General features: G+C 35.1%; 9 protein-coding genes. All 9 read right to left on the bottom strand.

Annotation, left to right across the window (positions count from 1 at the left end):
• On the bottom strand, window positions 1–705 hold a 705-nt coding region (locus AC1TO6_RS20955; RefSeq protein WP_482103521.1), incomplete at its 3' end, for an ABC transporter ATP-binding protein.
• Between the two features lies 1 nt (window position 706).
• Window positions 707–1,459 (bottom strand): hypothetical protein, encoded by a 753-nt coding sequence (locus AC1TO6_RS20960; protein ID WP_482103522.1) that lies wholly within the window; start codon window positions 1,457–1,459, stop codon window positions 707–709.
• Window positions 1,440–2,012, bottom strand: a complete 573-nt coding sequence (locus AC1TO6_RS20965) for an RNA polymerase sigma factor (protein ID WP_482103523.1) — start codon at window positions 2,010–2,012, stop codon at window positions 1,440–1,442. Before AC1TO6_RS20965 ends, AC1TO6_RS20960 begins: the two co-directional genes overlap by 20 nt.
• Before the next feature lie 365 nt (window positions 2,013–2,377).
• On the bottom strand, window positions 2,378–2,677 hold the full coding sequence (locus tag AC1TO6_RS20970; protein ID WP_482103524.1) for a hypothetical protein: 300 nt from the start codon (window positions 2,675–2,677) through the stop codon (window positions 2,378–2,380).
• Window positions 2,678–2,877: 200 nt separating this feature from the next.
• Complete coding sequence (locus tag AC1TO6_RS20975) at window positions 2,878–3,117, bottom strand: hypothetical protein (RefSeq protein ID WP_482103525.1); 240 nt, start codon at window positions 3,115–3,117, stop codon at window positions 2,878–2,880.
• A gap of 119 nt (window positions 3,118–3,236) precedes the next feature.
• Complete coding sequence (locus AC1TO6_RS20980; protein WP_482103526.1) at window positions 3,237–3,632, bottom strand: hypothetical protein; 396 nt, start codon at window positions 3,630–3,632, stop codon at window positions 3,237–3,239.
• A gap of 581 nt (window positions 3,633–4,213) precedes the next feature.
• Window positions 4,214–5,155: an anti sigma factor C-terminal domain-containing protein gene (locus AC1TO6_RS20985; RefSeq protein WP_482103527.1), complete on the bottom strand. Its 942-nt coding sequence runs from the start codon at window positions 5,153–5,155 to the stop codon at window positions 4,214–4,216.
• Window positions 5,148–5,654 carry an RNA polymerase sigma factor gene (locus tag AC1TO6_RS20990; protein WP_482103528.1) on the bottom strand — a complete coding sequence of 169 codons (507 nt, stop codon included), beginning with the start codon at window positions 5,652–5,654 and terminating at the stop codon, window positions 5,148–5,150. The genes AC1TO6_RS20985 and AC1TO6_RS20990 overlap by 8 nt, the downstream gene beginning before the upstream one ends.
• 318 nt (window positions 5,655–5,972) lie before the next feature.
• Window positions 5,973–6,326, bottom strand: a complete 354-nt coding sequence (locus AC1TO6_RS20995; protein WP_482103529.1) for a hypothetical protein — start codon at window positions 6,324–6,326, stop codon at window positions 5,973–5,975.
• Window positions 6,327–6,668: the final 342 nt, after the last annotated feature.

Here is a 6,668-nt window from a genome sequence, read left to right on the forward strand (position 1 = left end):
CATCAATTCAAAATCGACGGTTGTTTCGAACACATTCCCTTTCAATGTTGAACAAATATCCTCAACCGAATCCTTATAAAGCAGTTGCTTGTTTTTGATCATAATGATTTCATTCGCAATCGATTCAATATCCGATACGATATGGGTAGATATAATGACAAGTCGGTCACGGGCGAGTTCCGTGAGTAAATGACGGAAACGCGCCCTTTCTTTCGGATCGAGGCCTGCCGTAGGCTCGTCTAAAATGAGGATTTCCGGATCGTTCAGCAATGCTTGAGCGATGCCGACACGTTGAATCATTCCACCAGAAAATTTCTTCATTTTTTTATTTACTACATCACCTAAAGCGACTTTTTCCAAGAGTTCGTCTATTTTTCGGAGTGCCTCTTTTTTCCCTAACCCTTTCAAGGCTGCTAAATACAACATATATTGCTTAGGCGAATAGTTTTTGTAATAACCGAATTGCTGCGGCAAAAAGCCTAACAGTTCACGGTACTGCTCATCCATAGCTATGATGTTTTTTCCGTTATAATAGATTTCCCCTTCGCTTGGCGTAATCAAGGTCGCCAACATTTTGATGAGCGTCGTTTTCCCTGCCCCATTTGGAGCAAGCAATCCATAAAGACCCGTGTTGAATTCTAAATTGATCTGTTGCAATGCGGTAAAATCACCGTAACGCTTGCTGACATTTTTCACGACTAACATGTTAAAATACCCCCTCCACCTGCTTGAATACGATTAGTTTTTTCAAGTAGCTCATATAAATTATCAGGCAACAGAGTAGAACAACCGCATATACGATTACTGGTATATGAAGAAGGACCCCGTTGTAAAAATCGTTATTCGCCGACTTCAAAAGTGTGTTACCCATGATCCATACCGTTATTGTTACCGTGACAATCCCTTTTGTCCTCCGATTCATCAAGGCGACTAAAAGAATGATTGAAAATAGGAACAGAGATGTGCCAGATAGCATGAACGCACGCATAAAATGGATTTCTTCAAATTTCATAGCAATAAAGGCAATTGCCAACGTATTGAGGATCAGTGTAGAAACACTAAACGCCAGCATTCGAAAGGCAATGACTTGATAAACATTATATTTACAAGCCATTTCCACGTCGTACGTAGCATTTTGTGTTTTATTCACGTACGTATAGATTGAGAGAGCAAGGAACAGAATCGGTGACAACAGAAAAATAAATGCGTAAAGATCTTGGATTTCGACTTGATTTGGTATGATGAGAAACAGGCTGTATATTCCTATGACGATAGTTAAAATAAAGCTAAGTTCCAATCGATCCGAAAATAGATGCCTCCAGCCCACCTGTTGCACCATTGATTGCAAATAGGACGAAAAGGATTCTCTCTTCACTAAACCTTGTGAGACTATTTGACTGATTTGCCTAACGATGGTGCTGTCATCAGGCATCGGTATTTTAAATTGATCTTTCTTCACGTTTCTCCACCTCCATTTCTTTACGGATCAATTTCAATGCTGCGTAGTATCTAGTTTTCACAGTCGATATGGGAATTGCTTCAAAGGATGCAATCTCCTTCAACGTATAATCACCGAAGAGTTTCAAGCGAATAATTTGTTGTGAATGTGCATCAAGTCGGTTGACTAATTCATTGACAAGCTTAAATTGCTCCTTGTGTTCAAGAGCGATTTCCAAATTGTATTCATCTTCGAAATCCTGATTGATGTCTTGGATTGGCTGTGTAAATTGTGCATACCGATAATGTTTAGAGCGGAAGTAATCGACGATACGGTTTGAAGCGAGCCTATACAGCCATGTACGAAAAGATGCTTTTTTCGGGTCGTAACTATGTATGGATTGCAAGACGACAATGAAATGCTCCTGCGTTAAATCCAGTGACAGCTCAGCATCCAACGTCTGCTTATAATGAAAAGCATACATTTCCTTATAATATTTAGACACGAGCGCATTCGCCGCTGATTCGCTGGCATTTTTCTTTATCTGTTTGATCCAGCGTAGATCATTCTCCATTTATTCATCACATGCTTTCCAAAAATCATTGCTTATAAGTATATTCGTAATTTGTACGAAAAAGGTTTTAACTTTCCTAAAGAAAAATTAGTTTAGATAGGACTGCGTCATTTGCTTTGGAGGACTGATAAAATAAAAAAAGACACCAATTCACATGTGAATTGTGTATCCTATTAAATAGTTATTCAATTTTCTCCCTATCATCCGAACCCGGTAAATAAAGATTGTCGGTTGTTATTATCGACTTCTCCCTTGTTCAACTAACACCCCTTGAACAAGAAAAAAAGAGCCGTCTAAGCAGCTCAACAATCTTCAAGTAAAGCACCCGTTAGTTTAAGATGGTCTTCTATTTTTCACACTCTCTATTATAAAGAAATTGGTAATAGAAAAAAAATAATCGCTATCAGTAGGGAAGAGCTTGCCCACGTTATTAATATTTTTTTCTCTAGCTTCATCGAAATATCAACTATGATATGTACAATTGATAGAACAAAAAGATTTATAACAAATAAAAAGTAATAGACTACGATGAACATAATCCATGCGTGTAATGAAATTAAATCTCCCAGAGATGTCGTAAAGAACAAGAGAATAAATACGATAAATGAAATCATTAACCATCCTAAAATGACGATAAACATTTTACTCCAAATCTTGTGTTGCATAAATTCTTCTTCTTTTTTAGCGTAATTATAAATGAGTTGATTACAAACAAAGAGAAGGATTGAAATAGTAATAAACATAATCAATTGGTTCAGTACGACACTTTCTATATCTACATTCACGTTTTGAATATAATAATCAACTATAAAAGCAATAAGAAGTAAAATTAGGATACTAACAAATTGCTTGAATGCATAAAATTTCACGATACTTTAACTGATGTTCTAGAGTCTTTCACTAAACTTTTCACCTTGTGAATACTCCAAATGGCTAAGGTTACCGTTATAGCTGAAATTATGTATTGTAGATAGGTCGCCATTTCTGGAGTACTTTGTGAGTAAGGATTCGTTGTAGACATTAATGTTAAAATAACTCCTTGTAACATATCAGCTACCCCTATTGAAATCAGTACAACTATGAATATCCCAATAATTTTCTTCATTTTTCTTCCTCCTATTCATTAAACTTACGGAATATGTATGCGAAAAGTTTAACAATTCTATTATACACTATTTCCTACCTTTTAAAAATTCGGCTTATTGAACTAACCTGTCCCGTTAGCTATACATGTAGCGCTCTATCTTGTCCAACAATAACTTTCCAACCTCTTTTTTGCTTCTGAACTGGGAAAGTTAATTTGGTTAAATTCCCCTCTTCAATCAGTTCAATAGTTGCTTCAAACTCCGTTTCATTTACTTTTTTAAGCTCTACTATTTTAGTATCAGTAACATCTGAGTGAATATCTTCGTCAAAAATACTTGAATATTGCTCTTTTTGCTCAGCTTTATCTGGAAATCTTATATCGTCAGCATATTTTACCATTGATGATATATCCTTTGTTTCTACAGCTTGTAAGTAATTACTTACAAGGGTTGCAACTTTTTTATCAGTTGTTTTAGTTGAACAACCAACTAAAAATAGTAACAATAAAATCCCCAAAACTATAAACTTTCTCATTCTATTCCCCCATTTCATTTAACTAAGTAAAACTATACCACTAATGTTAAAATTAAACTGCCCTAGTTGAATTGAAAAGGGTGCTTAACCCCTAATTGAAGTAAAGCACCCGTTAGCCATACATGTAGCGCAAAGTCAGCGCTACACCACTGAGGATGAAAATATATGCAGAACGGGTATTGGATACTACGGCTGGCGAAGAAGGTCGATGAACTATGGTGCCATTGAGCCCATCCGTTAGTCTGACTCCAACGACCACGGTGCATCACAGACTGTCGCACTCTATACGAGTAGCACTCATGGGAGATTAATCCTACTCTGGTTATTGCACCAGCCTACCTTTATTCTATAAAGAATGGAGTTGGTTACTGATTAACTTTCAACTTAATATAATCATTTTGAAGGCTCAGCCTTTTTTTCTGAGCTTTTTTTGTTATGCAGTTTTATAGATTTTGAGCGTTTTTTAATTTTCATGGGAGTTTAATAAGAACAGAGACGCTTCTTAAACAATCGCGTCCTTTGAATGAAAGAAGACTTAATAATAGAATCATTATTCTAGTGCCTTTCCAACATAGATTTAATCAATAATTATCAATAACTCCTCCCAATGAAGATGCTTTAATGATGGGGTTTTTGATAATTCCTTCTATCTCATTCTTTGTACCATAAATGACTATCCCTAATATTTCTACGTCATCTATACTCATATTTTTCATTATGTCGTGGACGTTCTGATGTTCTTCAGAAAAACTTGTTTGCAAATGATTTAAAAAGTCTTTATATTCATCATCCAACTTAACACTTGAATATACCGCTGAATTTGTAGAAAAACCTAAGGCTTCATTTTCTCCTATAAAAGTCGATGACCAATCATGTTCTTTCGCCTCTTGTTGGAATTTTTTTAGTTCACTTTCATTATAAGTATTCATCCAAAACCAGGTCATTTCAGGAAGTTCATATAAAGGCAGTTCACTTTGCTTATATGGCTTATCAAAAGAGAGCGCTACCTCGTAAATTTTATCCCCTTCCATACGATTAATCAGATCTTCATCATTATTATATTTCTCATATGCGACATCTGGATGAAAAAACATCAGTTCCCGCCAGCCATTTTCTTTATATCCAAATTGCCAATCGTCACCAGTGATTCCTACCATACCCCCAGCCCCACGTGAAATTAATAGAGATGGTGTTATACCAAATTGATATTGTTTTTGTTCGATAACGACTGCCTTTATTTTCATATCCTTAGAAATTTTATAATTACTCTGTCCACCTAATATACCTGTTGAATCCACGGTTTCACTGATGTAGCCATTTGGTGTACTTAGACGAACGTATGAATCCCATTGCTTAAATGCCTTTTGGCTAAAGTAAGCAGAAATAGCGAAGTTGACTATATTGAGAACAACAAAAACCATAACTGAAACAAAAACAATCGTTATAATCGTCTTTATTTTGCCTTTTTTTATTGCCTTATTTATCTTCTTCTCATCAAAAATATCCTCTGTAAATTCATCCATGTAAATTCCTCCACTTCTCTTGGAAGTCTCTTCTTGCCCGAAATAAATAAGTTCTAACTGTTTCTTTCTTCATTCCTAGTAATAGGGAGATTTCATTATAACTAAGCTCAAGCTCATATTTTAATACAAGTAGCTGGCTATGTACTTCCTTCATATTCTCTAACGTAAATGAAATCTCCTGATTCATTTCTTTATTTAAGATACTAGACTCAGTATCTTGATCGTTTTCAAAATTAATCCAGAAATGATGATCATCAACTGAAATCACTTGTTCTTTTCCTTTTTTCTTCAACATCTTTTTGTATTCATTCATAGAAATGGTGAAAATATACGAGAGGGCTTTATCGGATGCAACACCGCTACTATAAGCGATATATTTCATATAACTTTCTTGAACAATATCTTCCGCATCTTCATGACTACAGCCATTCTTTTTCAAATAAAAATAAATCATTTTCGCCTGTTTATTATATATTTCTAATAAAAACTGAGAACCCATAGTTCCTCCTTTCTAACGCCCTTCATTAATAAAGAGTCTTTCACACTAAAAAGGTTTACAACAAAAAGAAAAGAAAATTAATACATTGAATATTACTGACCAATTAAAAGATGATAAGGGACTAAGTCCAAGCCTATATAATGGATATTCCTCATTACATTTACCCGAACTAAAAAAGCTACTCTTCCTATTGAAGAGTAGCACACAATTCATAGCAATATATTCAAGTCAACCATCAACATTAGTGCAGCTAGCTCCGATAGTTGAACACAAGTTAAACAACGCTCTTCAACTAACCTGCCTCTTAAAAAATGAAAGTTATTTTTCTCCGAACTTTCCATCCCTAATTGCTTTTCTATACTTACCATCCTCTTCTTCAATAGCAATTGCTTTTTCCGTGCTTATTCCTTGCATAGCGTAATATTTTGTGCCTTTTTCATACACATTCGAGAAGTTTCCAGAGTACGTTCTCTCCGTATCTGAATACTTTGTTACTTTGCCGATTTCTTCATCTATCTCATCTACATATTCATCACTTAATTGATAAATATAACCATCCCAAACGACAAATCCAAAAGCCCAATCTGCTGATAATTTGTTAAAAAGATTAGAACAACCCGATAAAAAAACAATAGCTATTATTACAGAAAAGAAAAAGTATTTTAATCTCATAAGCATTCCCCTTTTCATAATAAGTCGTTAATTTCCAATTAAAGTTTCATTTATGGTTATTGAACTAAACTGCTTCGTTAGTTTAAGTGTAGCATTTCACAATGGATTTCTGAGATCTGTAGGTGCAAATTTCGCTGCATACACAAAATAAAATATCTTTAGACGCAACTACCTTCGTTAACCGAATTAGAAAAGATCGTCGTTTCTTGCCATTCCCACGGATTATCAGTATTTGAGCCCCTTCATACCCCCCTCTGTTAGGCTAGTTGTCGTACAGTACTCTCCTGTTATACTTTAATAATAAGATGGAGGTCGTGCGACATGAGTAGTGAACAAAGGAAA

The organism is Sporosarcina sp. Y352 (assembly GCF_056786535.1).